Here is a 26,036-nt window from a genome sequence, read left to right as displayed (position 1 = left end):
GGAAACGGCTATTTGTGTGGACGATCATTTATTGCAATTGATTTTGAATCGGCTGGCGGAGCCACTCCCTTGTGTTGGGACCGACTCAGCCAGTGATTTTTGTTTTTTTAAGTGTTGTTATTCAGATGAGTTGATAGCTCATCCCAGCGTTGGTTTGCGGATTGCATCGCCTGCGTTTTAATATGGCCAAAACCACGTACTTCCGCTGGAAGCTCGGCAATCTGTGCAGCCACCGTCAAATCATACTGTTGTGGTGCTGCAACTAGTGCTTTCACAAATTCAATGTAGCGATTACGCCAAGCATGTTCATGTTGGCGTTCTTCCTGACGTGCAAATGGGTCTAGGAAGGTTTCACGCAGCCATTGTAAGCGGGCGAGTAACATCATCGGGAAGCGCATCCAGTAACCAAAAATGCGTTTGCGCACGTTGGTACCCAGTGTCGGTGGGGCAAGGTGATAGGATAAACGTACGCCACGCCCGAACTGTGATTCGATTGATTTTTTAAAGCTGGCACCTGTCAGCAAGCGGGCAACTTCATACTCATCTTTATAGGCCATGACCCGATAAAGCTGTGTGGCAATCGTGGTGGCCAGTTCTTCTGGCAATACCTTCGCGGCCTGTTGTGCAAGATTTCGGTATGTATTGGCATACGCATCATTCCAGTAGTCTTGCAAACGGACCGAACGATCATCGATCAGTTCTGGCAGTGTTTGCGGCACATGCTGTTTAGGTAAGCTATTCAGTAGTCGCTTGGCCAGATCCGGATCGCTGGCGAGATGGCAACCAACGCGGAATGCTTCCAGATTCTTTTCGACTGCCGTACCGTTCAGTTGAATGGCTTTTTCAATGCTCTCACGCAGTAATGGAATCTGCCCCGATTGCCATGCCATTCCCAGCAAGAGCTGGTTGGCAAAGATGGCATCGCCCAAGACCTGTGTCGCAATACGTGCAGCCGGTAAAGACACCAGTTTGCCCTGATCAACACGACCACGCAGACGGTTGATCAAATCGGTAATCGGGGCAAACCAGTCACGTTTATTGATAAAGTCAGAGGTTGGGGAACCATCTTCATTGACGATCACCATCGCATCCGGTTTTAAACGTGATAGGGCGGCATTACTGCCTGCCACCACGGCATCGGCACCAATCAGAAGATCACATTGACCGGCGGGAATTTTGGTTGCAGAAATTTGTTCATCGTCTGAGGCCAGTTGTACGTAGGAATACACCGTACCGCCTTTTTGTGCTAGGCCAGCCATGTCCATGACGCGTGCTGCTTTACCTTCCAGATGTGCTGCCATACCGAGTAAAGCCCCGACAGTGACCACACCGGTCCCCCCCACACCACCGACCATGATCCGGCTTGGTGTACGATCGAGTTGAGGAAGAATCGGTCGTTCAGGCCAGCCTGTGGCAAAACCTTCAAACTTGTCGGGACGTTTCATATCACGGGTATGCACAGTCACAAAACTTGGGCAGAAGCCTTCTACACAGGTAAAATCCTTATTACAACTGCTCTGGTTAATTTGACGCTTGGTGCCCAACACGGTTTCGACCGGTTCAATCGACAGGCAATTTGATTTTTTCGAGCAATCACCGCAGCCTTCGCAGATATCGCTATTGATATAGAGACGTTCAGCGGGATCCGGATACATATCACGTTTACGGCGACGACGTTTTTCGCTGGCACAGGTTTGCACATAGACCAAAGCGGTGACACCTGAAATATCACGCAATTCACGTTGCACCGCGTCCAGATCATTGCGGTGGCGGATTTCTACATTTGGCGCAAGGTGTTCTTCTGCATGAATCAACGCTGGCTCATCCGTTACGATGACCTGTTTTTTAATGCCTTCGGCATCCAACTGACGCGTGAGTTGAGCGACACTCAAATGTCCATCGACATGCTGACCACCCGTCATCGCAACCGCATCGTTATAAAGGATTTTATAGGTGATATTGATATTGGCTGCAATGGCTTGCCGAATCGCCAGATAACCTGAATGGAAATAGGTACCGTCACCAAGATTGGCAAAAATATGCTTTTCATTGGTAAAGTGCGATGCACCCGCCCAACTCACACCTTCACCGCCCATTTGCGAGAAGGTTTCCGTCCCACGATCCAGTGACACCGCAATATAATGACAACCGATACCGCCTAAGGCGCGACTGCCTTCTGGAACCACCGTGGACGTATTATGCGGACAACCGCTACAGAAATACGGTTTGCGGTCTGCCAGATCCAGCACACGGCGGGACTCCTGTTCTGCTTTTTGTAATAGATCGATGCGATTCTGAATTTGTTGTCTTAAATTCTGTGGTAGATCAAGTTGTAGAAAACGTGCCGCCAGCATTTTGGCAATCGGTTCAGGCTGGAACTCATAATGACCAATCAGCGGCGCTTCTTCAATTGAGGTACTCCATTCACCTTTACCATGAATTGCTTTGCCGAAGACGTGTGGACGTTGCTGATCAGGCAGGGAATACAGTTCATCCTTGATTTGTGATTCAAGAATAGGGCGTTTCTCTTCAACCACAATCAGCTCTTGCAAGCCCTTGGCAAATTCACGGATCCCTTGTGGCTCTAAAGGCCAGATCAATCCAACCTGATAGACCCGTAGCCCAAGCTGTTGTGCGGTTTCGTTCTCAATCCCTAGAATGCGTAAGGCTTCAATGGTGTCGAGATAGCCTTTACCGCTGGCCACAATCCCGATACGGGCATTTTCGCACGGCCAAGTAATCTGATTAAGCTGATTGGCGCGGGCATAGGCCAGCACAGCGGGTAAGCGATGTTGATACAGACGCTGTTCTTGCTGGATGCCATGATCCGGCCAGCGGATATTGACGCCGTCTGCAGGGAAGTCCACATCTTCTGGGATCACGGGGGTGACCCGATCTAAATCCACATTGACAGAAGCAGAGGTTTCTACAATTTCACTGACCAGTTTCATTGAAGTCCATACGCCAGCAAAACGTGACATTGCAACCGCATGTACACCCAGATCAAGAATATGTTGCACCGAGGTTGGATAGAAAATAGGAATGCCACAACCGATCATGACATGTTCAGACTGATGGGGAACGGTAGATGATTTACAGGAATGGTCATCACCAAATAAAGCGACCACACCGCCATGTTCAGCTGTTCCAGCCAGATTGGCATGACGCAGCACATCGCCGGAACGGTCTACACCAGGGCCTTTGCCATACCACCATGAGGTGACGCCATCATATTTTCCCTGACCTGCCAGATTGGCTTGCTGGGTGCCCCAGATTGCGGTTGCTGCTAAATCTTCATTAATACCGGGTTGAAAAACGACATGATGATCTTTAAGTATGCCTCCAATTTGCCAAAGGAAATTGTCATAGTTACCGACTGGAGAACCGCGATAACCTGAAATAAAGCCGGCAGTGTTCAATCCGTTCAATTCATCACGGCGCGTCTGTGCTAGAGGTAACCGAACGAGTGCCTGAATGCCTGTCATATAGGCTGAACCGTGATCACTGATATATTTATCGTCCAGTGATACATCTTTAGTAGCGATCATTTTTGAAGTAACTTTTGTCGCTATATTCATTTATGTCTCCTTAGAATTGTATGTAGTTTTGACTACTTTCTTTTTTCAACATCCGGTTGAATATTTGGAGTAAGTACATATTTAAAAAGAATGATTGATCAGCGGCGTTCGCTAAAAAAACTGTTCAATCAATGTACATATTTGTCATTGTGGTTGATCCAAACTGGTGCAACAATGCGTAATTTAGAAAAAGATATTTACGTTATGCGCAAAAATCTTGATGGTGGACTTTTGCATGCCATGCATGCCTTCCTGAAAGTGATTGATAGCGGGAGTTTCACGGCTGCCGCTGAACAGATGGAACTGACAACTGCGCAAGTTTCGCGATTAATTAGCGAATTAGAAGGGCGCTTAGGTACAAAACTACTACAACGATCAACCCGCCAACATGCCTTGACCGAGATTGGCGAGACCTATTCCGAGCAGTGTCGACAGGTGCTTGCCATGGTGGAGGAAGCTGAAGCGCAGGCAATGGGCATGGCCACCAAGCCGCAGGGCCGATTACGGGTGCTGAGTATGGCGAGTTTCGGTCATCATTATCTGGCACCGATGATGGCGGAGTTCTGTCAAACCTATCCCGACCTGACAGTTGAATATCGAACCTCACAAAACGTACCCGATCTATTGGGTAAGGGCATTGATGTCAGTCTTTACTTGACTGAATCTCTGGCGGATTCAAGATTTGTGGCGCGTCGCATTGGTACGATTTTTTCGGTGTTGTGTGCTTCGCCTGCCTATCTGGAAAAGCATGGCGAACCTCAATCACTGGATGATTTGCAGCAACATGCCTGTTTACGTCTGGTCAATCCTTCGATTACACCACAGTGGCATCTGACCAGTGAAAATAGCTGTTCGTATCAGATTGATATCAATGGCCCACTCATTGCCGATACTCCTGAATTGCTACTGGATGTGGTGCAGCAGGATATGGGTATTGCCTTGTTGCCTACCTTTTCCTCCATCGATGCAATTCGCACAGGTCGATTACGCCGTATTTTACCAGCGTGGCGTTCTCCCGATATTGGCGTGTATACCTTGCTGCCGTCACGGGATTTTGTCGATGTCAAAACGCGGACATGGCTGGAGTGGGTTGAGCAACATGTTTCTCCAAAAATACAGCAAGATACCGATTATTTTTTATAAATTATTTGAGGTGTGGTAGTAAAGAAACCCAAAATAATAAGGATTAAAATTAAAAGTAGAAAATGCTTCTTTAGAAAGAGGCATTTCATACAGAGATAAACCATAAATTTTAAAAAAATTGCATGAAGAATTTAATCCCAATTCCTGAATGAAATGAGATAAAGATAAGAGAGGATGATCTGGTACTTTGCCTAATATTAAGCCTTATACCAGATGCTGGGCTATTTTAATTTATGATTAGGCACACTTGGTTTGCCAATAGGCATTGGCATAATTCGACAAGCTTTTTCGGTTGAGTACCTTGCTAATATTCTGGCTGGCCTGCATCAGTTTTTCCAGATCAATGCCCGTTTCGAAGCCCATATGAGAGAGTAGATAAAACAGATCTTCGGTCGCTACATTACCAGAGGCACCTTTGGCATAAGGGCAGCCACCTAGTCCTGCAAGAGACGAGTCAAAAACACGAATGCCTTGCTGTAAAGACTGATAAATATTGGCAATCGCCATGCCGTAGGTATTGTGGAAATGCCCAGCTAAAACGGTGCTGTCCAGTTCAGCCAGACAGGCTTGCCAGACTTTTTGAACGCGATCAGGCGTTGCGGTGCCAATGGTTTCACCTAAAGACACTTCATAACAACCCATGTCATACAGTCGTTTTACAACTTTTACCACTTGCTCCGGAGCAATTGCGCCTTCATAGGGACAATCGACAATACAGGAGACATAACCGCGCACACGGATATGCTGTGCTTTGGCTGCACTTAGCACATCCGCGAATTTTTCAAAGCTTTCATCAATAGAGCAGTTGATATTTTTACGGGTAAAGCTTTCCGAAGCGGCGGTAAACACCGCAACCTCTTTACATCCGACCGCTTGAGCAGTCTCAAAACCTTTGATATTGGGCGTGAGCAGGCTAAATTGCACATCGCTAGTTTGGGTGAGTTGCTTAAACAGCTCGTCACTCTGTGCCATTTGTGGTACCCATTTTGCCGAGACACAGGAACCCACTTCAATCGATTTCAGGCCTGCATGAATCAGGTCATCAATGAAGTTTAAGCGTTGTTCAACAGTTAAAGCCTGCTTTTCGTTTTGCAGGCCATCTCTGGGACCGACCTCCACAATTTTGACAAACTCACTCATGCAACTTCCTCCTGCGCAGGCTGAAATTCCACAAGCTCGTCGCCAGCTTTGACCTGATCACCCACCTGGAAATAGGAATCTACAATCAAGCCGTCTTTAGGCGCACGGATGGTATATTCCATTTTCATGGCTTCAAGCGTCATCAGAATATCGTCTTTCTTCACGCTATGATTTGCGCTTACCAGCACTTGAGTGACCACACCCGGCATTGGTGCTTTTAGGTGGCCTTCATCGGCTTGGTGATCTGTCTGATTAAAGTCTTGGCGAATATAAGCAAACTTATAGCTTTGTCCATTCTGGAACAAGGTAATTCCTTGCTGATTTTGGTTAAAAGACAGCTTTTGCTGAGACCCGCCAATTTGAATAGAGGCGGTGTGTGTATCAATCAATTGACCAGAAATCGGGTAGCTTTGACCGTTATATTCTGCGGTGAAGCCATCTTTATTTGAGGCAAATTTAATTGTAATAGGCTGATCTAAATAGTTCAGTTTAATACTGTGCTGATAAGCAATATTTAAACGCCATAGGGGTTGAGCTTGCCAAAGCTGTTTCTGGCTTAAGCAATTGCTATCGAGTTTGCTGAGAAACTCAATAAATGCTGCTGCGACGATAAGCTCAGGTTTTGTCTGTTGTATGTTAAACAGAAAATCATGTTCACGTTGAATCAGGTTGGTATCAAGCTTGGCTTGTTTAAAGGATTCGCTGCGAACAATTTTTTCCAGAAAGGCAATGTTGTTGCCTAAACCATCGACATGGAATTGACTTAAAGCATGCTGCATTTGAATGAGTGCCGCTTCACGGTTTTTACCCCATACGATGAGTTTGGCAATCATTGGGTCGTAATAGGTCGTGATTTCATCGCCTTCAACAATACCGCTGTCGACACGCACATATGGGGTTTGCGTTGGGTAGTGCAGATAGTCAATTTTACCAATGGCAGGTAAAAAACCTTTTTCTGGTTCTTCGGCGTAAATACGTGCTTCGAGCGCATGGCCGTGAATTTGCAATTGGTTTTGTAGTTTAGGCAAAGCTTCGCCATAAGCCACACGAAGTTGCCATTCAACCAAGTCTTCACCTGTAATCATTTCAGTGACAGGGTGTTCGACTTGTAGGCGGGTATTCATTTCCATGAAATACGCGGTGCCGTCTTGTTCCACAATAAACTCAACCGTACCTGCACCAACGTAATTTACCGCACGTGCAGCATCAATTGCAGCTTGGCGCATAGCATCTAGCTTTTCGCTTGGCATTTGTGGAGCAGGGGCTTCTTCGAGTACTTTTTGATGGCGACGCTGTACCGAACAGTCGCGTTCAAATAAATGCACATAGTTGCCGTGGGTATCACCAAATACTTGCACTTCAATATGGCGAGGTTGAATCACATAACGCTCAATCAAGACGTCATCATTACCAAAGCTCGATTTGGCTTCGCGTTTACACGAAGCTAAGGCATGCAGAAAATCTTCACTGCGCTCAACCAGACTCATGCCTTTACCGCCGCCGCCAGCACTGGCCTTGATTAAAACTGGATAGCCAATTCGGTCTGCCTGTTGTTTTAAAAAGTCGGCATCCTGGTTGGTTCCGTGATAGCCCGGTGTTAAAGGAACACCTGCTTTTTCCATTAAAGCTTTAGAGGTTGCTTTTAAACCCATCGCTAAAATGGCATCTACTGGCGGGCCAATAAAGCAAATGTTATGTTGTTGGCAAGCGAGCGCAAACTGGTCATTTTCAGACAGGAAGCCGTAACCCGGATGCACCGCTTGGCTACCGGTATCAATCGCTGCCTGAATAATACGATCCACCTGTAAATAACTTTGTGTTGCAGGGGACTGACCAATATAAACCGCTTCATCTGCAAGTTTGACGTGTTGTGCGTTTGCATCTGCATCTGAATACACCGCAACCGTTGCAATCCCTAATTTTTTAGCTGTACGAATCACACGGCAGGCAATCTCGCCACGGTTCGCAATTAAAATCTTTTCAAACATGATGATCGTCCTTAATTATTGTTATTCGAATTAGAAACCCAAGCAGGCTGCTGTTTATTTAAAAAGGCACTCAGCCCTTGTTTTGCCTCACTGCCTTGACGAACTTGAGCAATATGATGGGCTGTCTGTTGCAGCAAATCATTGCTCATGGTCTGGTTGCTCACCATTTGAATGAGTTGTTTTGAGGCCGCTTGCGCATAAGGGCCACCGAGTAATAAAGCATCAATAATTTCTTGAACTTTTTTATCCAAGTCTTCAGCATCTGCTACTTCATGGGCTAAACCAATCTGTTTGGCTTCACGTGCCGAAATTCGCTCGGCTGTTAAGAAGTACCGAGAGGCTTGTCTTGCACCAATTGCCCGAATCACATAGGGACTAATGGTAGATGGAGCAAGCCCTAAACGCACCTCAGAAGTTGCAAACTTGGCATCGGTGCTGGCAATGCAAATATCACATGCTGATGCCAAGCCCATACCACCACCAAAGGCAATACCATGTACACGGGCTATAGTCGGTTGTTTAAGGGTTGCGAGTGCTTCCAGCATTTGCGCCAGTTTTAATGCATCGGCTTCATTCTCTGCTGAAGATGCCTGACCTGCCTGTTTCATCCAGTTGAGGTCGGCACCTGCCGAAAAGCTTTTGCCGCGACCTGCTAAAACCACAACACGAATATCATCACGTGTATTAATTTGCTTAAAGCAGGCATGTAGTTCTTCAATGACGGTTGTATTGAAGGCATTGTGCAATTCAGGGCGGTTTAGCCACACATAGGCAACCTGATCATGTTGTTCGAGTTGTAAAAATTGATAGCTCATAGACACCTCTTACATGCGGAACACGCCAAATTTGGTTGGCTGGATCGGGGCATTCATCGCAGCAGCAAGACTTAAACCCAATACATGACGGGTTTGCGCAGGGTCAATGACACCGTCATCCCAAAGGCGGGCAGAAGCATAGTATGGGTGACCTTGGCGCTCGTATTGTTCACGAATGGGTTGTTTAAATTCATCTTCTTGTTGCGCAGACCACTCGGCACCTTTTTGCTCAATCTGATCACGTTTTAAAGTCGAGAGCACGCTTGCTGCTTGTTCGCCGCCCATCACTGAAATACGAGAGTTCGGCCAAGTCCATAAAAAGCGGGGTGAATAAGCACGGCCGCACATACCGTAGTTACCTGCACCAAACGAACCACCAATAATCAAGGTGAGTTTTGGTACATTTGCAGTGGCAACTGCCATCACCAGTTTGGCGCCATTTTTGGCAATCCCTTCATTTTCATACTGGCGACCCACCATAAAACCGGTAATGTTTTGCAGGAATAACAATGGAATATTGCGCTGTGTACAGAGCTCAATAAAGTGCGCACCTTTTTGTGCAGACTCAGAGAATAAAATACCGTTATTGGCAATAATCCCGACTGGCATGCCGTAGAGTGAAGCGAAACCAGTAATCAATGTAGAACCAAAGCGCGCCTTAAACTCATCAAAACGTGAGCCGTCTACAATACGGGCAATTACTTCACGGACATCAAACGGTTTACGTGCATCACTTGGGACTACGCCATAGAGTTCCGATGCATCAAACAACGGTTCATCAACTTGTTTATTTAAGGCATTTGGCTTTTTATTGAGGTTCGCGACAATGTTTCGTGCAATCGCAAGCGCATGTTCATCGTTTTCAGCTAAATGGTCAGCTACACCCGAAAGACGTGTATGCACATCACCACCGCCTAAATCTTCACTACTGACCACTTCGCCAGTCGCAGCTTTGACCAGAGGCGGGCCGCCTAAGAAAATGGTGCCTTGATTGCGGACAATAATGGTTTCATCGGACATGGCAGGGACATAGGCACCACCAGCGGTACAACTGCCCATCACCACCGCAATCTGGGCAATTCCCAGACTCGACATACGGGCCTGATTATAGAAAATTCGTCCGAAGTGATCGCGGTCAGGGAAGACCTCATCCTGCATCGGTAAGAACGCACCGCCTGAATCGACCAGATAAATACAAGGCAAATGATTTTGTTCGGCAATTTCCTGGGCACGTAAATGCTTTTTCACAGTCAGGGGATAATAGGTGCCACCTTTAACTGTTGCATCATTGGCGACGATCATGCAGGTCACACCGTTGACTTGTCCAATACCTGCAATCACGCCCGCAGCAGGAATATCATCTTCATAAACTTTGTAAGCAGCCAACTGACCAATTTCTAAAAACGCGGTACCCACATCAATCAGTTGATCAATACGGTCTCGTGGCAGCAGTTTACCTCTGGCGAGATGCTTTTGGCGGGCATTTTCACCACCACCAAGCGCCACTTTTTGAGCAACCTGTTGAAGGTCTGCAACCAAGGTCTGCATGGCTTGCTGGTTGGTTTTGAAGTCTTCACTTCGAACATTGATCTTGCTGTGTAATTGGTTCATACGCTGCATCCTGATTTATCATTATTATTTGGTTTCATTGAACAGTTCGCGGCCAATCAGCATACGGCGAATTTCAGAGGTCCCTGCACCGATTTCATAAAGTTTGGCATCACGCCATAAACGGCCTGCAGCGTATTCATTGATATAACCATTGCCGCCTAAAGTCTGAATGGTTTCACCTGCCATCCATGTGGCTTTTTCAGCCGCATATAAAATGGCACTTGCTGCATCTTTACGTAAGCTACGGTCATGATCAGCTTTGTCACAAGCTGCACCAACCGCGTAAACCAAAGCTTTACACGCCAGCCAGGTGGAATACATATCGGCCAGTTTGCCTTGCATAAGCTGGAATTCACCTAAAGCCTGACCAAACTGTTCACGTTCATGTAAATAGGGAATCACCACATCCAGACAGGCATCCATAATGCCAAGCGGGCCGGCACTTAATACAGCACGTTCATAATCCAGACCACTCATCAGTACTTTGGCACCGTTACCGACACCGCCCAATACGTTTTCGGCAGGTACTTCGACATTGTCAAAAAATAGCGGATAAGTATTGGAACCACGCATACCGAGTTTGTCTAAATGGCTGCCATGACTAAAGCCTTTCATGTCTTTTTCAATCAGGAAGGCGGTCATGCCTTTGGCACCTGCGTGTGGATCAGTTTTGGCATAAACCACCAGTACATCGGCATCACCGCCATTGGTGATCCACATTTTCGAACCATTGAGAACAAAATGATCACCTTTTTGCTCGGCACGCAGTTTCATGCTGACCACATCGGAACCTGCATTCGGTTCTGACATTGCCAAAGCACCGACAAAGTCACCTGAAATCAGTTTTGGTAAATATTTCTGTTTCTGTTGTTCGCTACCATTGCGGTTAATCTGGTTGATACACAAGTTGGAATGCGCACCATAAGAAAGCCCGATGGAGGCAGATGCGCGTGAAATTTCCTGTAGCACAATGATGTGTGCCAGATAGCCTAAATTGGTGCCGCCGTATTCTTCAGAAACGGTAAGACCGAGCAGGCCCATATCACCAAATTTTTTCCAGAGCTGGGCCGGGAATAGATTGTCCTGATCAACTTGCTGGGCAATGGGTGCAATTTCCTTTGCACAAAATGCAGCTACTGAATCTTGTAGCGCAATTAACGTTTCATCCAGACCAAAATTCAAGCTACGTAAGTTCATTGTATCGTCATCCCATTGGTTATATTTGTTGTTCCAAAAAGCGTTGTTGTATGTGCTTAAGAAGTACCATACAATGATTTTTTGAAAAAGTGAATACTGATTCATAAAATGATTTACAATTCATTTTATTTGGTAGAGAATAAAATTCATGAGCTATAAACGATCATCTTTGATGCAGGAGCGGATGGAACAAAATCGCAAAGCGATTTTGAGTTCAGCCAGAAAATTGATTTCGGAGGGAGGATTCAAGGACGCACAGATACAAACCATTGCTGAGCAAGCAGGTGTTTCAAGTGGGCTGGTGTATCGTTACTTTGATAATAAAAGTCAGGTGCTGATTGAAGTTTTATCCGAGGCGATTAATACCGAACTATTGGTAATTGATTCGATTACCGAAAGTAATTTAAGCGCACAGCAGAAATTACATAAGGCTGTTACCAGCTTTGTAAAACGGGCACTGAATAGTCCTCAGCTGGCCTATTCACTCATGTTTGAACCTGTTGATTCTACAGTTGAACATGAGCGTTTCCGTGTGAAACAGCTGATTAAACAGAGTATTAAAAAAATCCTTGCAGATGGAAATGCAAGTGGTGAGTTTGTGCTGGAGGATCTTAATACCGCAGCGCTGTGTGTGGTGGGTGCCATGACCTATGTGGTGGTTGAACCTTTAGATCCAGCGCAAAATATCAAGTTTGATCAGCAGTATAAAAACTATTTTTCCAAGCAGATTGCTGACTTTTGTGTGGATGCGGTGCAGAAAAAGTAAGGCCAACAGCATCATTAGAATGACACAACAGGATGTTGGAAAAGTAGCTGTACTCAAAATAATTAGATGACTGAAAACAGAATTACAAAGAATCAAGGAGAGTGATTCAATGCAACAACAACGGTTAAGCTATGTCTCTGGAACCAGTTCTCAGCCCCTGTTGGGGATGACGATTGGAGAAAAATTTGATCAGGCCTGTGCGCAATATGCGGAGCAGGAGGCCATTGTCAGTGCTCATCAGAACAGACGATTGAGCTATAAGGCATTGCAGGATGAAGTCAATGCCTTTGCCTGTAGCCTGTTAAAACTGGGATTAAAAAAGGGCGATCGTTTAGCGATTTGGTCTCCGAACTGTGTGGAATGGACCGTGACGCAGTTTGCAGCCGCAAAAGCCGGCATTATTCTGGTCAATCTGAACACGGCTTATAAAAGCCATGAACTGGAATACGTACTGAACAAGGTGGCCTGTAAAGGGTTGGTCATTGCAGCGCAATTCAAGACCACAGATTATCAGGAATTACTAAGCAAGATAGCACCTGAACTGGCATTGAGTACAGATAAGGTACTTCATTCAGCACGTTTACCGCATTTAAAATATGTGATCAAAATTGATGAGCAGCAGCATAGCGGTATTCACCGTTTTAGCGATCTGGTCGAACAGCCGACACCCCAGCAACTCGAGCAGCTACATGCTTTAGCCCAGCATTTGCAGTTTGATGAAACCATTAATATCCAATTTACTTCCGGTACCACAGGAAATCCGAAAGGAACCATGCTGACCCATCACAATATTCTCAATAATGGTTATTTTGTCGGTGAAGGCATTGGTTTAACCCCGCAGGATCGGGTCTGTATTTCGGTGCCTTTATTCCATTGTTTTGGCATGGTCATGGGGAATCTGGCTTGTATTACCCACGGTTCAACCATGGTGTATCCAGCTGCCGTTTTTAATCCGCTAGAGTCTTTAAAAACCATCCACCAGGAAAAATGCACCGCAGCTTACGGGGTGCCGACCATGTTTATTGCCATGTTAGAGCATGAGCAATTTACCGAATTCGATTTATCCAGTTTACGTACCGGTATCATGGCAGGTAGTCCATGTCCACGAGAAATCATGCAGCGGGTCATAGACCGCATGCACATGTCTGACATTACCATTTGTTATGGCATGACCGAGACGTCACCGGTCAGTGTACAAAGTTATATTGATGATTCCATTGATAAACGGGTCAGTACAGTTGGACATGTGCATCCGCATCTGGAAGTCAAAATTGTCGATCTGGCAGGCGAGATTGTTCCGCAAGGTGTGCTGGGTGAACTTTGTGTCCGTGGCTATTCAGTCATGGCAGGTTATTGGGATGAGCCTGAAAAAACCAAAGAGGTCATTGATGCGGCAGGCTGGATGCATACCGGTGATATCGCAGAAATGGATCAAGACGGTTTTATCAAAATCAAAGGCCGCATCAAGGATGTGGTGATCCGTGGCGGGGAAAACCTGTTTCCGAAGGAAATCGAAGATTTCTTATATACCCACCCCGATATTTCGGATGTTCAGGTGATTGGTCTGCCAGACAGCCGTTATGGCGAGGAACTCTGCGCCTGCATTATTTTGCATGAACATCACCAATGTGATGAAGACAGTATTAGACACTTCTGCAAAGAACATATTTCACATAATAAAGTGCCACGCTATGTCAAATTCTTTGCTGAATTCCCCATGACAGCCTCAGGTAAAGCACAGAAATTTAAATTGCAGGAAATCATGCGTGCCGAGTTAAACCTGACAGCAGAAGTCTTTGATTAAAATTAAGCGCGATGGGATCACTCAGGATTTTAGCGATTGCTGAGTGTCACGTGACTAAAAAACAGGGGATGAAATGGCCAAAGATTTTAATAGCCACAAAGTGGTGGAGCGTTATGACGATCATATCCGTTGTCTGATTCCGGGCTACGAGCTGATGCATCAGCAAGTCGATGCCATTTTACAGGCCAGTTTGAGAGGTGATGCGCATATTCTGGTGGTGGGTTGCGGCACAGGTTATGAGCTGGAATATCTACTGAACAAGCATGCGAGTTGGTCTTTTACCGCTGTTGATCCTTCTCTCGCCATGCTGCAAAAGGCTCAAGCGCAAATTCAGGCAATCGGGCAGCAAGCTCGCGTTAACTTTGTACATGGAGAGACAACTTGTTTATCCGAACTGCAAAGGTTTGATGCCGTACTTTGTATTCTCGTTGCTCATTTTATTGCGCATGAGAACAAGCCCGCTTTCTTTTTTGAGATGGCAAAACGCTTAAAAAGCAGTGGCATTTTATTGACCTACGATCTGATGCATTGTGAAGACACAGTGCAAATGAAAGCCTTACCGTTGTTATGCCAGGCCAATGGACTGAGCGCAGCTCAGAGTCAGGCGATGATGGAACGTTTAGGACAGGATTTTTACACGCTGTCTTTCACGAATTATCAGCACCTGCTTAGTCATGCCGGTTTTAGCAATGTCCATGTTTTTAGCCAGACCTTGGCCTATCAGGGGCTGATTGCACAGAAAAATTAAGCTGATCAATGGCGATTGTCATGTTTGGACAATTCGGCTTTGGCTTGTGTTGCCATTTAAGAATAGAAAGACCTCGCAAGGATTAAAACAGAGGAGGTGAAACCAAATAAATCAAATGGTGTTGATTTTTAAAATAAAAAATGTGCTGTGAAATTGCCTTTCAGGCAAAGGAAAAACACAAATAAACAATGATCTTAAAAGGTCGGGAAGATCTGCGAACAAGGAAATTGATTTAAATGGATAAGTTTATTTTAACGGTACAAAAAAGCCTGCTGGCGCTGTCAGTTATAACGGTGATGTCACCTGTTTATGCAGCAACGGATCAGGCCGAAATTGCGCAACTCCGACAGGAAGTACAACAATTAAGGGCGATGTTGCAGCAATATGTGCAGCAAAAAGCTCCTGTACAACCTGCCAATCCAGTGGCTGTGACGGCTTCACCCCAAGTAATGGAGACAACAGCCCCTAAGCTGAATCTGAGTAAAGGCGGTGCAGAGGTCAATTTATATGGTTATATCCGTGCCGATGCCTCTTATCAGGCCAAAGGTGCATCGACCATGTATAACAATATCAGTGGTGTGCCACTGGAACACACGGCAGAGGAAGCGCAGCAAAAAGACCGTTTACACTCAACCGTCAATGTTACGCGTCTGGGGCTAAACTTTAAAACACCGAGTGTCGCTGGTGAAGTTGGCGGTAAGCTGGAAATGGATTTCTTTGGGGGTGCAACGCGGGATCAATTCCGTATCCGTCATGCGTATATCACTTTGGATCAGTGGCTGATCGGTCAGACCTGGTCGACGTTTATTGCACCTGAATACTATCCAGAAACGGTGGATGCCGGAACTTTTGTGGGCGGTGCCTTGCAACGTTCGCCGATGCTGCGCTATAGCGATAAGCTCTCGGCAAACACCAGTTTTGCGGTCGCGATTGAAGATCCAAAATATACTGCAACTTCAGATCCGGACAATGAAATGCGTATGCCAGCCTTGGTGGGACGCCTCAATCATAAATTTGACAATGGCTCGTTATTGTCAGGCCGAACGTTTATGGCTGAGAAAAAAACCAGTACGGACAAGGAGTGGGCATGGGGTGTCGGGCTAGGGGGCAAATATCAATTGAGTCCGCAAACCTTTTTAAAAGCTGATTATTACCATGTCAAAGGGGATGGTCGCTTTCTGCTTTGGGCCAATAATAGTTATGTGATTGATGATCAAAATAATATTCAGAGCAACGAGTTCGATACGATTTCTGCGGGCATCACCCATCAGTTTAATTCCCAGCTGCGCTCCACTTTAGGTTATGGCTATATGAAGGCCAAGGATGACAATCGCTTTGCTGAAATCCAGAAAAGCAATCTCACCCAGAATAAAGAATTATGGCAGGGCTGGATTAATGCGATGTACAACCCGTACAAGCCAATTACCTTGGGCGTGGAATATGTCTATGGCGAGCGTGAAACCTTCGACGGCCGTAACGGGATTGATAATCGCGTTAACATGATGGCGAGTTACGACTTTTAATTAATGATTTGAATAATATTGTTTTTCTTTAGGATGCACTATGTTGTTTTAAAAAATAAACAGGGATTTATCTCATTGAGGAGATGTATAAATGACGGATTCGAGGCTGAATGTCAATGCAATCATTGACCAGGCAAAATTTACCCCTTTTCACTGGAGTATTTTGCTCTGGTGTTTACTGATTATTATTTTTGACGGTTATGACTTGGTAATTTATGGTGTAGTTTTGCCTGTGCTGATGCAAGAGTGGTCACTCACAGCGGTACAGGCAGGTATGCTGGCCAGTACTGCGATATGTGGAATGATGATTGGTGGCATATTTTTTGGTGCTTTGGCTGATAAAATTGGTCGAAAAAATGTCATCTTGATTTGTGTGGCTTTTTTTAGTGGTTTTACCCTTTTAGGTGCTTTTGCATCAAGTCCTTTTGAGTTTGGTGCCTTGAGATTTTTGGCTGGTTTGGGTATCGGGGGGGTAATGCCGAATCTGGTGGCATTAACCTCTGAATATGCACCAAAGCGCATACGCAGTACCTTGGTGGGGAGCATGTTTAGTGGCTATGCGATTGGTGGAATGATTTCTGCATTGCTCGGCAGTTATCTGGTAGAAAGCCAAGGCTGGCAAATCATGTTCCTTATTGCAGGCATTCCCTTACTATTATTACCGATTCTATGGAAGTTCTTACCCGAGTCCTTAACCTTCTTGGTTAAAACTGGCAAGACTGAGCAGGCTTATACCATTATCCAAAAAATCGCACCCGAACAAGCATTAAGCCGCAATACACGATTATATTTAAATGAAGATAATCTGGTGACAGGGAGCTCTGCTAAAGCACTATTCCAGCAAGGTCGTGCGCTAAGTACATTCATGTTCTGGGTATTATTCTTTATGTGCCTGCTGATGGTTTATACCCTAAATAGCTGGTTACCGAAACTGATGCTGGCAGCAGGTTATTCATTAGGCAAAAGTATTTTATTCCTGCTGGCGTTGAATGTCGGTGCCATGATTGGTGCGATCGCTGGAGGAATCCTTGCAGATAAATTCCATTTGAAGCCGGTGATTTTAACCATGTTTGTTGCTGGCGTTTTTGCGTTGCTAGGACTGGGCTATAACTCGCCAGTATATGTTTTATATGGTTTGGTGACAGTTGCGGGGGCAGCAACAATTGGAACATCAATCCTGCTTTATAGTTATGTCGCTCAATACTATCCTTTAAGTATTCGTTCCACGGGTATTGGCTGTGCTTCTTCAGTAGGGCGACTGGGTGCAGTTGTTGGACCAATTTTGACTGGAATATTACTGAGTTTAGGGCTGCCACATAAACTCAATTTTGTGATGATTGCCATTCCAGCCATCATTGCGATCTTTGCTATATCAATGCTAAAACGGCATGAGTCGGATCATGGCAGTAAAATGACAGACAACTCCAAGATAAAGGTTGCAGAAACAGGCGAAGCTTAACCTGCATTATTAATCTCTGGAACAGGAAAGTCGATGGTCTTTGCAATCGGCTTTTTGCTTTGTCTAAAAATGCACTAACTTAGCGGTATAATTCTGGTTTTAAGAATATCCATAAATGCTTTTAACACCATATTGTAATTTTTGCCTTTATGGGTAATCAGGCAAATCGGGGTGCTATGATGGATGACCTGTTGCAGAACCGGTTGCATAAAACCATCATCGACCCATTTCTTGGCATAGTGATCGGGCAGGAAGCCAAGAAATTTCCCGGTCAGGATCATAAAAGCAATCCCTTCACGGTCACTGGCAGTGGCTGAACAGTCCAGAAGTTGATGTAGTTTAGATGCTTCTGCGGTTATCGCATAATTCGGCAACACCGCTTGCCAGTTATTCAGATCCTTCGATTTGATTTCATCCAGATGATTAAACAAAGGATGATTTCTGCCGCAATACAGAAATGACTTTTCTTCATATAAATGCAAATAATCCAGTCCAGACAATGGCGTCACCAGAGGAATCACGCCCGCGTGTAAACGGTTGTCCAGTACCCGGCATTCGATATCGGAAAGGGTGCTCATACTGATATTAATCACCACTTCTGCATTTTCTTCCGCAAGTTGGGCCAGCGTATTGGTGATATACAGACTGGGCATGGTTACCAGATTATTAATAATCCCGATATTAAATTCTCCCTTGAGCTGGTTGTGCATCTGGTTGATTTTGGCACGGAAGTCTTCAATCGAAGCCGTTAGAACTTCGATATATTCCAAAATTTCCCGTCCTTCGTCGGTGAGGGCAAAGCCCGCACGTCCACGTTGACACAGCCGAATACCCAAGCGATTTTCCAGATCACTCATGTGCAGACTGATGGCTGAACGACTAATCCCAAGAATACTTTCAGCGGAACTAAAACTATGGCAGTCACAAACCGTTTTAAATATTTTAAGAAGTTTTATATCAAAATCAGTCACTTGATTTAATTTTTTCGGTTTCATTTAGTTTTGCTTTTTTATATCTAAACTCAAGACAATTTGAATTTATCAAAACTATTTGGCTCTGTACACTCCAGAGATAACCACAAAACAAGAAGAGTGATTATGTTTGATATCGATACCGCAAATGACCCTGATGAAGCATTGGAAGCAACCTCGCCAAGCGCCCAGATGAGCCTCAATTATCAAGCACACTGGATGCCATTTTCTGCCAACCGTAACTTCCATAAAGACCCACGTATCATTGTGGGAGCGAAAGGCGCCTATTTAGTGGATAGCACAGGCCGTGAAGTCTATGACTCCTTGTCTGGGTTATGGACCTGTGGGGCAGGGCATACTTTGCCGGAAATCCAGCAGGCGGTGAGCCAGCAGTTATCAAAACTGGATTATTCTCCTGGCTTTCAGTTTGGGCATCCCTTGTCGTTTCAACTGGCAGAAAAAATTATTCAGCACATGCCTGAAAAATTACAACATGTGTTTTTTACGGATTCTGGATCGGAATCAGCTGACACTGCAATCAAGATGGCGCGTGCCTATTGGCGGATTAAGGGGAAACCTAGCAAGACCAAACTGATTGGCCGTGCGCGTGGTTACCATGGCGTCAATGTCGCAGGAACCAGCCTTGGCGGGATCGGAGGCAACCGTAAAATGTTTGGTCAGTTGATGGATGTGGATCATTTGCCCCATACCTTGCAACCCGACTTGAGTTTTACCAAAGGCTGTGCAGAAACAGGTGGGATTGAGCTGGCAGATGAAATGCTCAAGCTGATCGAGTTACATGATGCGTCCAATATTGCGGCTGTCATTGTTGAACCTGTATCAGGATCTGCAGGCTGTATTGTGCCACCCACAGGTTATTTAAAACGACTTCGGGAAATCTGTGACCAGCACGATATCTTGTTGATTTTTGATGAGGTCATTACCGGCTTTGGTCGTATGGGGAAATGGACCGCAGCCGAGTATTTTGGTGTCGCCCCCGATATTCTGAATTTTGCCAAACAGATTACCAATGGAGCAATTCCACTCGGTGGGGTTGTGGCAAGTCATGACATCTATGACGCGTTCATGCAGCAAGATTTACCTGAGCATGTGGTTGAGTTCACGCATGGTTATACCTATTCCGCGCATCCGGTCGCCTGTGCAGCAGCTTTAGCCACACTGGATGTATTGGAAAAACAGAATTTATTGGCACAATCTGCGGCATTGGCACCAAGCTTTGAAACGCTACTACACGAATTAAAAGGTGCACCACATATTCTGGATATCCGTAATTGTGGACTGATTGGTGCTGTACAACTGGCGCCACGCGATGGTGATGCCACGATCCGAGGTTTTGAACTTGGAATGAAACTTTGGAAAGCCGGTTTCTTTGTCCGTTTTGGCGGAGATACCTTACAGTTTGGCCCAATGTTTAATAGCACCGAGGCGCAATTATCAAGATTGATGAATGCGGTTGGCGATGCACTTTATCAGGTGAAATAAATTCAATTTTTAACTCAAAAGCAAATCAATCGGAAGACATGATCCCCTACAAGGAATAAGAGATGAATAACTTAGAACATTTTTCAAGTGAAACGACGCATAGCCATGACGGTCAAGCAGCCCAGGCAACACAGGTGCTTGGACATTTTATTAATGGAAAGATGGTGTCCAAGTCTGCCAAAAGACAGCCTGTTTATAATCCGGCAACGGGTGAAATCAGTAAAGTGGTTGAAATTGCAGATTCTCAAACGGTGAATGACGTGGTTCACGTGGCAGAGCAGGCTTTTCCGGCATGGCGTGACACACCAGTAATCAAGCGTGCGCGCGTGATGTTTAAGTTTAAACAGTTACTGGAAGAAAATGCTGAAAAAATCTGTGAATTGATTGGAGAGGAGCATGGCAAGATTTCCCATGACGCGAAAGGTGAACTGCAACGCGGCATTGAAAATGTGGAATACGCCTGTGGTGCACCAGAGTTACTCAAAGGTGAATATTCAAAAAATGTCGGGCCAGATATTGATTCGTGGAGTGAATTTCAGCCATTAGGCGTAGTTGCAGGTATTACCCCATTTAATTTCCCTGCAATGGTGGCGTTGTGGATGTTCCCGATGGCGCTGGTCTGTGGTAACTGTTTTGTATTAAAGCCTTCAGAAAAAGCGCCGTCAGTGGTCTTATTCCTGGCTGAATTATTAAAACAGGCCGGGTTACCGGATGGAGTTTTTAATGTCGTCAATGGCGACAAAGAAGCGGTTGATACCTTATTGAACCATCCAAAAATTCAGGCGGTCAGTTTTGTCGGTTCAACCCCTATTGCTGAATATATCTATCGTACGGCCACGGCAGCAGGCAAGCGTTGTCAGGCCTTGGGCGGTGCAAAAAACCACGCGATTATTATGCCCGATGCAGATATTGATAATGTAGTGACTTCATTATTAGGTGCTGCTTTCGGTTCTTCCGGCGAGCGTTGTATGGCGCTTTCAGTCGCTGTAGCGATTGGTGATGAAGTCGCAGATATTGTGATTGAGAAGCTGACCCAAGAAATGCAGAAATTGAAATTTGGGCATTATGCCGATAGTAATAATGATTTTGGCCCCTTCATCACGCAAGCCCATAAAGATAAGGTGCAAGCCTATATTCAGAGTGCAGAACAGCAAGGTGCCAAAATTGTGGTCGATGGCCGTGATGCCAAACCTGCTGGTTATGAAAATGGTTTCTTTGTCGGGCCGACCTTGATTGATCAGGTCACACCGAAGATGACCAGCTATCAACAGGAAATTTTTGGGCCCGTATTGCAAGTGATGCGGGTGGATACCATGCAGCAAGCCATGCAACTGATCAATGAGCATGAATATGGTAACGGGACCTGCATCTATACCCGTGATGGTGAAGCCGCCCGTTATTTTAGCAGTCATATCCAGGTCGGTATGGTCGGGATCAATGTGCCTTTACCCGTTCCAGTGGCCTATCATAGCTTTGGTGGCTGGAAGCGTTCATTATTTGGTGATCTGCATGCCTATGGCCCGGATGGCGTGCGTTTCTATACCCGTCGCAAAACCATTACCCAACGCTGGCCTTCTGCGCAAGTCCGTGAAGCCAAACAGTTCGCGATGCCAACTTTAAATTAATTTTTGCATCAAGGGAAAACCTGAGTTTTCCCTTTTTCTTTGGATAGGAATTGAAACATGTCGTGAACCAACCTAAATTATTTTAAGGAATAAAATATGGATAGCGTTAAAACAAAAAAATTAGGCGAAGGACTTTCAAATCGCCACATTACAATGATTAGTATCGGCGGTGTGATTGGTGCAGGTTTATTTGTCGGTTCATCGACGGCGATTGCCAAGGCAGGTCCTGCAGTGATTCTGGCCTACCTGACCACCAGTATCATGGTGTTTCTGGTGATGCGTATGCTCGGAGAAATGGCGGTATTGGAACCCGATACCGGTTCATTTTCAACTTATGCACGGAAGGCGATAGGTCCCTGGGCAGGATTTACAATTGGCTGGTTATATTGGTGGTTCTGGGTATTGGCGATTCCTGTCGAAGCAATTGCGGGTGCGCAAATTTTATATTCATGGTTTCCTTATTTTTCGGTTTCCACTTATGCCTTCTGTTTTATCGTTTTTTTGAGTCTGGCCAACTTTTTCAGTACCAAAAGTTTTGGTGAATTTGAATTCTGGTTCTCTTTAATTAAAGTGGTTGCCATTATTGGATTTATTATCATTGGTATATTGGCGATTTCCGGGTTCTGGCCTTTAGCGCAAAATGTCAGCGGTGTTGCCAATTTATACAACAATTCGGGATTCATGCCACATGGCGTTGGCGGCATTTTAGCCGCAATCCTGATTACGGCATTTTCATTTTTCGGTGTGGAGATTGTGTCGATTGCGGCAGCAGAATCGTCTAATCCGCAACAGAAAATAAGACGGGCCACCAATCTGGTGCTGTATCGTATTATCCTATTCTTTGTGGTCTCGATGTTTATTGCGGTTGCCTTGGTCGACTGGCGCTCACCAGATTTGCAAAAGTATGGCACTTTCCAGTATGTCCTGATGAGCCTGAATGTTCCCGGAACTAAACTTATTATTGATGCAGTCGTATTTATTGCAGTCGCAAGCTGTATGAATGCGGCGATCTATACCTCCTCGCGTATGTTATTCCGTTTAGGTACCCGTCATGAAGCACCGAGCAAAGTTACCCATATCAATTACGCGGGTGTGCCTGCAGTTGCGGTGTTCTCCTCAACATTTATTGGTCTCATTTGTTGTGTCATCAATTATGCATTTCCAGGCAAGGTGTTTGGGTTGTTACTCTCCAGTACCGGTTCAATTGCATTACTGGTCTATCTGGTGATTGCTTTTTCACAACTACGCCTAAGAACAAAACTGGAGCAAGCTGGCGTGGAAGTGCCATTTAAAATGTGGTTATTTCCGTGGCTAACCTGGTTCGTGATCCTCATTATCCTGAGTGTATTGGCTTATATGTTCTTTTCACCGCAGTATAGCTATGAAACCACCTTATCCTTGAGTGTCACCATAGGCGTGGTGATTTGTGGACTGATTGTGACCCGAAAGAAGAAAACCACTAGAACTGTGGTGATGCATCTGGATTGATATCAAGAGAAGCAAAATAGAACCTTGTCTTGATCGGCTAAGGTTCTATTTTTATATAAAAATGAATGATCTGGTGGGCTCGTTATAATAATACTAAGTGACTGAATAATTAAAAATATTGTCTTGCAAACATACGGCACTCGGCGATCAGGGCCAGCAGATTTGGATCGCGCTCTTTACTTTTAAGAAACACCAGACCAATTTCCTGTTTGATCTGATAAGGGGCCTGTAGTGGAATAAGTTTGACCGAGCTTTCATAAATTGTTGAGATGCGCCCCGGCAACAGGGCCAAGCCTACACCCGTGCTGACCATACTGATCAAGGTAAAAATATCACTGACTTGTAAAAACACTTTGGGATCGATGCCAGCCTTTTCAAACAAAATGTCCGAATCATTGCGCGTTGCAAAGCCTTGTGAAAGGGTTAAAAATTTTTCGTCTTTCAAGCTACTCAGGTCGATATTGTCCAAGGTCGCCAATGCAGAGTTTTTATTGACAGCCAAATAAATATTGTCCTGAAACATCGGCAGTTTTTCAAAATCAGCATCGCAGGTGGTGTCATTTAGCGCCACAATGATGGCATCCAGTTCTGTCGATTTCAGTTTCTTGACCAGATCCAGATTTGAGCTGAGCAGCAACTGGATGTCCAGTTCGCCTCGTCTTAATTTCAACCCGCTAATGACATTGGGAATGGTATTGACCGTTAAGGAATAGAGTGAACCCAGTTTTAAAATTTTTGCAGCAAAGCCTGCTGCTTCACGGGTTTTATTGACAGCATTGAGCAGGTCCTGGACCAGTTGTTGCGAATGCTCCTGTAACACGTAGGCACTTTTCAGGGGGATCAGGTTTCGTCCTTCATTTTTAAATAAAGGACAACCCAGAGAACTTTCCAGTGAATGCAGGGCCTTATGCACACTGACATTACTGATTTGCATTTCATCAGCAGTTTTTGACAAGTTGCCATGGCGCATAAACGCTAAAAAAATCTGGATTTTTTTCAGAGTCAGTTCTTCTTCTATTTTCATGCGCACATCTAGATTAAAATAATGAAAACAATTGTATAGACTTAATGACAGGCTTGGGTAGCAGGATTGTTTCTTATTGAAAAGCTGATAGATCCTACGCACAAAACCTGTTTTAGAAATATAACCCGATCGCTCAACTGAATTTTAAGGACCTATGCTTTAAAGCAGGAACAATACTGACTTGATGTGCCAGTATTGTCCTGAGATTCTACTGATTCAGATAATTCGTTACTGCATTAAAGAACAGGGCATTTTCATTTTCAATTTCAGCCGATGGACGTGCAGAATCCCAGGCACTCCATTGCACCATCACAATATTATTTTTAGGATTAATCGCCATGCGTTGCCCGAATATACCGCGTCCCCAGAAGGTCGCATCCATATTTTTCGAGCTTAAGGGTGTGCCTGAGGTTGGATGATAATTCCACCATTGATAGCCGTATTGACCTTTAGGATATTCTGGCGTGACCGAATTACGGGCTTGAGTCCAGTTACTTGAATCTGCTAACCAGTGATCCGGAAGCAGTTTTTGGCCATTAGACAGTTTTCCTTCTCTAGAAACGAAAAGTGCAAATCTTGCATAATCTCTTAATGTGGCATTAAAACCGTGGCCACCCATATCAGTCACATCACGTTGATAGGAATGCCATACACCTTCACGTTCCATGCCTGCTTTTTTCCATAGATTGTCCTGTAAATAGGCAGCAATATTTTGTCCTGTCGCAGCTTCCAGTACTTTACCGACCAACCATGCACCGCCAGTATTATAAGACCACACTTCGCCAGGCTTGTTTTTTGCTTTTACATTTTTAACCAGCTGATATACACATTCATCCGGATTGATTTTGGCTTCACAGTAAGTCATGTGGGCAAAATCAGAGACTGGGTCGGTATAGTCTTCATTCCATTCTACTCCAGAGGTATGTTGCAAGATTTGCTTTAAGGTCACGTGTTGCCAGGCAGTACCTTGCAAGTCTGGAAGATATTTAATTATTGGATCATCAACAGAATCGATCTTTTCTTGTTGAATGGCAATACCTACTAAGGTCGATACTACAGATTTGCCAATTGAGCGAGAAGTCCAGAGCGTAGTTGGTGTATTACCGTGCCCATAATATTCAAGTGCAACCTTGCCATCTTTCAAAATTATTAATCCGGTCACATTCTGATTTTTTAAATATTGATTTAGATCATATTTTTTATTATTTATGCTATAGCTTATGGTGTTATTGTTTAAGTTAGACTTACTTTTTGGAAGTGTAAGGGTATTTTTTCGGTCGGGTCTGAAAACGCTACCATCATACAGTTGGTACGTGTTTCTAAAGCCAATGATCCTGTCATTTTGCGACCAGGACAGCATGTCATGGGCAGCAGGTAAATTTTTATCAAGGGGGGAAGGACAATCCTTTAGACCTAAACTATTACAATCATATTGAGCAAAAGTAGTCGTTGTCATCATAACTGTTCCAAAAATAAAACCTAACTTGATTGCTGACATTTTGTTTTGATTCCTTAAAAATATATTTTTCATTTTCATAATCCTTTTAATTTTCCCTTAAAAATAAATTATGAAATTTTTAACCTATAGTTTAATTAATAAAATATAAGGTTATCGGATCAACGTGGTGGAACTCCTTTTTTTCTGAGCTTTGA

Annotated in this window: 18 protein-coding genes; 9 read left to right on the top strand and 9 right to left on the bottom strand. The window is 44.8% G+C overall.

What is annotated here, in order from left to right; genetic code table 11:
* Positions 1-107: 107 nt before the first annotated feature.
* Positions 108-3,578 (bottom strand): indolepyruvate ferredoxin oxidoreductase family protein, encoded by a 3,471-nt coding sequence (locus MSG93_RS13935; RefSeq protein ID WP_324622240.1) that lies wholly within the window; start codon positions 3,576-3,578, stop codon positions 108-110.
* 204 nt (positions 3,579-3,782) lie between these two features.
* Between MSG93_RS13935 and MSG93_RS13930 the strand changes: the two genes are divergently transcribed.
* Complete coding sequence (locus MSG93_RS13930; protein ID WP_324622291.1) at positions 3,783-4,721, top strand: LysR family transcriptional regulator; 939 nt, start codon at positions 3,783-3,785, stop codon at positions 4,719-4,721.
* Between the two features lie 237 nt (positions 4,722-4,958).
* On the opposite strand, the gene MSG93_RS13925 is transcribed toward MSG93_RS13930, so the two are convergent.
* The 5 genes from MSG93_RS13925 to MSG93_RS13905 are packed head-to-tail and all read right to left on the bottom strand — an operon-like array spanning position 4,959 to position 11,472.
* Positions 4,959-5,861, bottom strand: coding sequence for a hydroxymethylglutaryl-CoA lyase (locus tag MSG93_RS13925; RefSeq protein WP_324622239.1), 903 nt, complete (start codon positions 5,859-5,861; stop codon positions 4,959-4,961).
* The gene (locus MSG93_RS13920; protein WP_324622238.1) at positions 5,858-7,849 is read right to left on the bottom strand and encodes an acetyl/propionyl/methylcrotonyl-CoA carboxylase subunit alpha; all 1,992 of its coding nucleotides are present in this window, start codon (positions 7,847-7,849) and stop codon (positions 5,858-5,860) included. The genes MSG93_RS13925 and MSG93_RS13920 overlap by 4 nt, the downstream gene beginning before the upstream one ends.
* A gap of 11 nt (positions 7,850-7,860) precedes the next feature.
* Positions 7,861-8,664, bottom strand: a complete 804-nt coding sequence (locus MSG93_RS13915) for an enoyl-CoA hydratase/isomerase family protein (RefSeq protein WP_324622237.1) — start codon at positions 8,662-8,664, stop codon at positions 7,861-7,863.
* Between the two features lie 9 nt (positions 8,665-8,673).
* Positions 8,674-10,275, bottom strand: coding sequence for a carboxyl transferase domain-containing protein (locus tag MSG93_RS13910; protein ID WP_324622236.1), 1,602 nt, complete (start codon positions 10,273-10,275; stop codon positions 8,674-8,676).
* 24 nt (positions 10,276-10,299) lie between these two features.
* Entirely contained in the window at positions 10,300-11,472 is a 1,173-nt protein-coding gene (locus tag MSG93_RS13905; protein ID WP_005231202.1) for an isovaleryl-CoA dehydrogenase, read from the bottom strand.
* 148 nt (positions 11,473-11,620) lie between these two features.
* On the opposite strand from MSG93_RS13905, the gene MSG93_RS13900 reads away from it, so the two are divergent.
* From MSG93_RS13900 to MSG93_RS13880, 5 genes are all read left to right on the top strand, one after another.
* A complete protein-coding gene (locus tag MSG93_RS13900) occupies positions 11,621-12,238 on the top strand; it encodes a TetR/AcrR family transcriptional regulator (protein ID WP_005231201.1) in 618 nt (205 codons plus the stop codon).
* A gap of 109 nt (positions 12,239-12,347) precedes the next feature.
* Positions 12,348-14,042 (top strand): AMP-binding protein, encoded by a 1,695-nt coding sequence (locus tag MSG93_RS13895; RefSeq protein ID WP_324622235.1) that lies wholly within the window; start codon positions 12,348-12,350, stop codon positions 14,040-14,042.
* 73 nt (positions 14,043-14,115) lie between these two features.
* Positions 14,116-14,790: a class I SAM-dependent methyltransferase gene (locus tag MSG93_RS13890; protein ID WP_324622234.1), complete on the top strand. Its 675-nt coding sequence runs from the start codon at positions 14,116-14,118 to the stop codon at positions 14,788-14,790.
* A gap of 236 nt (positions 14,791-15,026) precedes the next feature.
* Positions 15,027-16,313, top strand: a complete 1,287-nt coding sequence (locus tag MSG93_RS13885) for a DcaP family trimeric outer membrane transporter (RefSeq protein ID WP_324622233.1) — start codon at positions 15,027-15,029, stop codon at positions 16,311-16,313.
* A gap of 91 nt (positions 16,314-16,404) precedes the next feature.
* Positions 16,405-17,772, top strand: a complete 1,368-nt coding sequence (locus MSG93_RS13880; RefSeq protein WP_324622232.1) for an MFS transporter — start codon at positions 16,405-16,407, stop codon at positions 17,770-17,772.
* Positions 17,773-17,846: 74 nt separating this feature from the next.
* Here MSG93_RS13880 and MSG93_RS13875 read toward each other — a convergent pair whose 3' ends face one another.
* The gene (locus MSG93_RS13875) at positions 17,847-18,767 is read right to left on the bottom strand and encodes a LysR family transcriptional regulator (RefSeq protein WP_324622231.1); all 921 of its coding nucleotides are present in this window, start codon (positions 18,765-18,767) and stop codon (positions 17,847-17,849) included.
* A 96-nt stretch (positions 18,768-18,863) separates the two neighbouring features.
* Between MSG93_RS13875 and MSG93_RS13870 the strand changes: the two genes are divergently transcribed.
* From MSG93_RS13870 to MSG93_RS13860, 3 genes are all read left to right on the top strand, one after another.
* On the top strand, positions 18,864-20,246 hold the full coding sequence (locus MSG93_RS13870) for an aspartate aminotransferase family protein (protein ID WP_324622230.1): 1,383 nt from the start codon (positions 18,864-18,866) through the stop codon (positions 20,244-20,246).
* A 62-nt stretch (positions 20,247-20,308) separates the two neighbouring features.
* Positions 20,309-21,871 carry a CoA-acylating methylmalonate-semialdehyde dehydrogenase gene (locus MSG93_RS13865; protein WP_324622229.1) on the top strand — a complete coding sequence of 521 codons (1,563 nt, stop codon included), beginning with the start codon at positions 20,309-20,311 and terminating at the stop codon, positions 21,869-21,871.
* A 96-nt stretch (positions 21,872-21,967) separates the two neighbouring features.
* Complete coding sequence (locus MSG93_RS13860; RefSeq protein ID WP_324622228.1) at positions 21,968-23,359, top strand: amino acid permease; 1,392 nt, start codon at positions 21,968-21,970, stop codon at positions 23,357-23,359.
* 109 nt (positions 23,360-23,468) lie between these two features.
* Here the strand turns inward: MSG93_RS13860 and MSG93_RS13855 are convergent, their stop codons facing one another.
* Both MSG93_RS13855 and MSG93_RS13850 read right to left on the bottom strand, forming a co-directional pair.
* Positions 23,469-24,383: a LysR family transcriptional regulator gene (locus tag MSG93_RS13855; protein ID WP_005287006.1), complete on the bottom strand. Its 915-nt coding sequence runs from the start codon at positions 24,381-24,383 to the stop codon at positions 23,469-23,471.
* A gap of 208 nt (positions 24,384-24,591) precedes the next feature.
* Entirely contained in the window at positions 24,592-25,881 is a 1,290-nt protein-coding gene (locus tag MSG93_RS13850; RefSeq protein WP_324622227.1) for a serine hydrolase, read from the bottom strand.
* Between the last annotated feature and the right edge of the window lie 155 nt (positions 25,882-26,036).

Origin of the sequence: Acinetobacter sp. IK40 (assembly GCF_035615075.1) — a bacterium.
Lineage (GTDB): Bacteria > Pseudomonadota > Gammaproteobacteria > Pseudomonadales > Moraxellaceae > Acinetobacter > Acinetobacter courvalinii.
This window is presented reverse-complemented; position numbering and strand designations above follow the sequence as displayed.

Excerpts from the sequence above, each read along its gene's own strand:
- MSG93_RS13900 (WP_005231201.1), top strand. The coding sequence starts at position 11,621 with ATGAGCTATAAACGATCATCTTTGATGCAGGAGCGGATGGAACAAAAT.
- MSG93_RS13895 (WP_324622235.1), top strand. The coding sequence starts at position 12,348 with ATGCAACAACAACGGTTAAGCTATGTCTCTGGAACCAGTTCTCAGCCC.
- MSG93_RS13885 (WP_324622233.1), top strand. The coding sequence starts at position 15,027 with ATGGATAAGTTTATTTTAACGGTACAAAAAAGCCTGCTGGCGCTGTCA.
- MSG93_RS13930 (WP_324622291.1), top strand. The coding sequence starts at position 3,783 with ATGCGCAAAAATCTTGATGGTGGACTTTTGCATGCCATGCATGCCTTC.
- MSG93_RS13925 (WP_324622239.1), bottom strand. The coding sequence starts at position 5,861 with ATGAGTGAGTTTGTCAAAATTGTGGAGGTCGGTCCCAGAGATGGCCTG.
- MSG93_RS13860 (WP_324622228.1), top strand. The coding sequence starts at position 21,968 with ATGGATAGCGTTAAAACAAAAAAATTAGGCGAAGGACTTTCAAATCGC.
- MSG93_RS13935 (WP_324622240.1), bottom strand. The coding sequence starts at position 3,578 with ATGAATATAGCGACAAAAGTTACTTCAAAAATGATCGCTACTAAAGAT.
- MSG93_RS13875 (WP_324622231.1), bottom strand. The coding sequence starts at position 18,767 with ATGAAACCGAAAAAATTAAATCAAGTGACTGATTTTGATATAAAACTT.
- MSG93_RS13880 (WP_324622232.1), top strand. The coding sequence starts at position 16,405 with ATGACGGATTCGAGGCTGAATGTCAATGCAATCATTGACCAGGCAAAA.
- MSG93_RS13850 (WP_324622227.1), bottom strand. The coding sequence starts at position 25,881 with ATGTCAGCAATCAAGTTAGGTTTTATTTTTGGAACAGTTATGATGACA.
- MSG93_RS13865 (WP_324622229.1), top strand. The coding sequence starts at position 20,309 with ATGAATAACTTAGAACATTTTTCAAGTGAAACGACGCATAGCCATGAC.
- MSG93_RS13855 (WP_005287006.1), bottom strand. The coding sequence starts at position 24,383 with ATGAAAATAGAAGAAGAACTGACTCTGAAAAAAATCCAGATTTTTTTA.
- MSG93_RS13910 (WP_324622236.1), bottom strand. The coding sequence starts at position 10,275 with ATGAACCAATTACACAGCAAGATCAATGTTCGAAGTGAAGACTTCAAA.
- MSG93_RS13890 (WP_324622234.1), top strand. The coding sequence starts at position 14,116 with ATGGCCAAAGATTTTAATAGCCACAAAGTGGTGGAGCGTTATGACGAT.
- MSG93_RS13920 (WP_324622238.1), bottom strand. The coding sequence starts at position 7,849 with ATGTTTGAAAAGATTTTAATTGCGAACCGTGGCGAGATTGCCTGCCGT.
- MSG93_RS13905 (WP_005231202.1), bottom strand. The coding sequence starts at position 11,472 with ATGAACTTACGTAGCTTGAATTTTGGTCTGGATGAAACGTTAATTGCG.
- MSG93_RS13915 (WP_324622237.1), bottom strand. The coding sequence starts at position 8,664 with ATGAGCTATCAATTTTTACAACTCGAACAACATGATCAGGTTGCCTAT.